4 protein-coding genes and 1 tRNA gene are annotated in these 3109 nt (G+C 46.3%); all 5 read right to left on the reverse strand.

All coding sequences use genetic code 11. The annotated features are described in order from the left end of the window. Positions 1–35 precede the first annotated feature (35 nt). Entirely contained in the window at positions 36–572 is a 537-nt protein-coding gene (gene recX / locus B7Y67_RS13960; protein WP_293599169.1) for a recombination regulator RecX, read from the reverse strand. 7 nt (positions 573–579) lie between these two features. Next, positions 580–1668, reverse strand: a complete 1089-nt coding sequence (recA, locus tag B7Y67_RS13965; RefSeq protein WP_215302030.1) for a recombinase RecA — start codon at positions 1666–1668, stop codon at positions 580–582. A gap of 115 nt (positions 1669–1783) precedes the next feature. After that, positions 1784–2314, reverse strand: a complete 531-nt coding sequence (locus tag B7Y67_RS13970; protein ID WP_293599170.1) for a DUF2878 domain-containing protein — start codon at positions 2312–2314, stop codon at positions 1784–1786. A 65-nt stretch (positions 2315–2379) separates the two neighbouring features. Next, positions 2380–2456 (reverse strand) — tRNA-Met (locus B7Y67_RS13975). A 39-nt stretch (positions 2457–2495) separates the two neighbouring features. Continuing rightward, positions 2496–3101: a VTT domain-containing protein gene (locus tag B7Y67_RS13980; RefSeq protein ID WP_293599171.1), complete on the reverse strand. Its 606-nt coding sequence runs from the start codon at positions 3099–3101 to the stop codon at positions 2496–2498. Positions 3102–3109: the final 8 nt, after the last annotated feature.

The following is a 3109-nucleotide window of genomic DNA, read 5'->3' on the forward strand; positions in this document are numbered from 1 at the left end:
TGCATCAACTTGGGGTTTTTGGCTCCGTAATTGCCCTAGTCAGGGCGTCCTGCGACCACCTTGGAGACTACATCAGAACTGAAGCCCTTGGAGGCCAGAAATCGATATTGGCGCGCCCGCTCTTTTTGTTCAATTGCCAATGCACCAAACTTGCGCAACCACAAGTCATGGGCACGCTGGTATTCGGTTTCCTTGAGATTCCTGAGGAGATCGATGGTCTTTGCACTATCCACCCCGGCCTGAGCAAGTTCGTCCTGTATTTTTCGTGTTCCAAAGCGCTCGCTACGGCGTCGGACCAGAGCCTCTGCAAAGCGCTGGTCAGACAACCAACCGCGAGCCTCAAAATCATCTAAAACGGCTTCAATTTGTGTGGTCAACGGAATGACTGACTCAAGCACCTCAGAATCCTCTGCGGGAGTCTGGAACTTCAACATCCTTGCGGCAGACTCTTCGAGCTTTGCGGCCAGCCCTTTGCGACTGTACTCTCTCATAGACAAAAGGCGCAAAGCCCGAGCTTTGAGACTCGGGCTTTGTTTTTTACTTTTCTTAACAGTGCTACCTAATTCTGACATTGAAGAATTACGCTTCCTCTTCTTCACTCAAAACATCGCTCACTACTGCTGTGCCAGCTTTGACACCCAATTTCGCACGAATCTTCGATTCAATATCTTGTGCAATGGCTGGGTTCTCTTTTAAGAACTCGCGCACATTATCTTTTCCTTGACCAATGCGATCACCGTTATAGCTATACCAAGAGCCTGATTTTTCTACGATATCGGCTTCAACACCCATATCAATAATTTCACCTTCTCTAGAAATGCCGGCGCCGTACATGATGTCAAAGATGGCTTCGCGGAATGGAGGTGAGACCTTATTCTTCACTACCTTCACGCGAGTCTCGTTGCCGACCACTTCGTCGCCCTTCTTAATACTGCCGATGCGACGAATATCTAGACGCATAGAAGCATAAAACTTCAGCGCATTACCACCAGTAGTGGTTTCAGGGGAGCCAAACATCACACCAATCTTCATTCGAATTTGGTTAATGAAAATGACTGTAGTGTTCGTACGCTTAATTGCGCCAGTTAATTTACGTAATGCCTGACTCATCAAGCGCGCCTGCAGACCTGGCAATGAATCGCCCATGTCGCCTTCAATTTCTGCTCTTGGCACCAAGGCTGCTACTGAGTCGATCACGATTAAATCGATTGAGCCTGAACGCACCAATGCATCTGCAATTTCCAATGCCTGCTCACCAGTATCAGGCTGAGAGATCAATAAATTATTAACGTCTACACCTAAGCGTGAGGCGTACTGAACATCTAAGGCGTGCTCGGCATCAATAAAGGCGCAAGTTCCACCAATCTTTTGCATCTCTGCAATCGCATGCAAAGTTAATGTTGTCTTACCTGATGATTCTGGGCCGTAAATCTCAATCACGCGCCCACGTGCCAAACCACCAACGCCAAGGGCTATATCTAAACCCAATGAACCACTAGACACTACCTGAATATCTTGATGAATCTCCGCATCACCCAATCTCATGATTGAGCCTTTGCCAAATTGCTTTTCAATTTGCGCCAAAGCTGCTGTTAATGCCTTTTGCTTGTCTCCACTCATGCCGTCAAACTCTGATGAGGCTGATTTCTTCTTATCATCCAAGGCCATTTTTTAATTCCTTTTCGCTATGTATTGGGCTTTTTCCCGAAGTTTCTGTACTTTTTAACAACTTAGAAGTCACTGTATATAAAAACAGTAGTATTTGCAAGAAACTTTTTTGACTCTATGTCTGATTTTTATCTAGGGTCACTCTTACGCGATCCCAATATAGGAAAAGTGGCATTGCAGCGCCCCAAATAATTGCTAAAAATATGAGGCCGCCTACCTGTCCTTGTGGCCCCCATGCTCCAGCACCCATTTGGATGCCTGCCTCATAAGACATTGGGCCTGCAATTGCACCTAATACTGCTGCCAGAATGGGTCTTCCACGCAGCCAGGATAGTGACCCGTTGATTGTGCTGGCAACCAAAGCCCAGAGTACCCACAACCAAACGGGTGACAAATAGCTGCTTGGCCAAGCATCCTCAAAGATTAAAAATCCTGATAAAGATACAAGTGAGTCAGCACTTACTCCGTATAAGGCCGCCTTTAATAATAGATTCATCTCCAACGATGGTTGATTGGAGCGTGCAATATGGATGGTCAGATAGAGTAAGGTAATGACAACAGGCCAAAACACCTGATGATTGGCGGCGCCAATAATGCAGGCAAACCAACCGAGCTGGAAAAGCACAAAGTTCCAAAATTTAGCCATCGCTTACGCCCAAGCAGTCACACCTAAGAAAAAGGCCACTGCCGCTGGGCAATGGCCTGAAGATATGGTGGCGAATCAGGGATTTGAACCCCGGACCTGCGGATTATGATTCCGTCGCTCTAACCAGCTGAGCTAATTCGCCGAAGCTGAGATTTTAGCTTATTTGACTAAGTCGATCAATTTATTTAGTGCGGTGAGAAAGCTTTTTAAAGACCTCTTTCATGAAAATCCAAAGAGCTGGTAAGCCCGGAATGACAATCATTGCCAGCGCCACTAGAGAGAAATTGCTTTTTACCCAGGGGTGATCGCCAATGAAAAAACCAAGGCTGGTCAGACTGCAAACCCAAACAATGCCGCCAATCACGTTGTAGAAAACAAAGACGGAATAGCGCATATGCGCCACCCCAGCCACAAAGGGGGCGAAAGTACGAATAAATGGCATAAAACGCCCCAGAACAATAGTGATTGGGCCATATTTTTCATAAAAAGCATGTGCCTTATCAAACGCATTCCGATTAAACCAACGTGAGTTTTCCCAAGAAAAAACCCGGTTACCAATCTTTCTACCGATGGAGTAATTCAGAGCATCACCCGTTACTGCAGCTGCAGTGAGTAGGGCCATCAAAGCAAATAAATCTAAGCCCCCTACTGCTGCAATAGCGCCTGCAACAAATAGCAGAGAATCACCGGGCAAAAAGGGCATCACTACTAAACCAGTTTCAACAAAAATGATGGCGAATAGCAGGGCATATATCCAAACACCCCACTGGTTAGCGACTAATGCCAGATTTTTAT

The sequence above is a fragment of the Polynucleobacter sp. 35-46-11 genome (genome assembly GCF_002281105.1).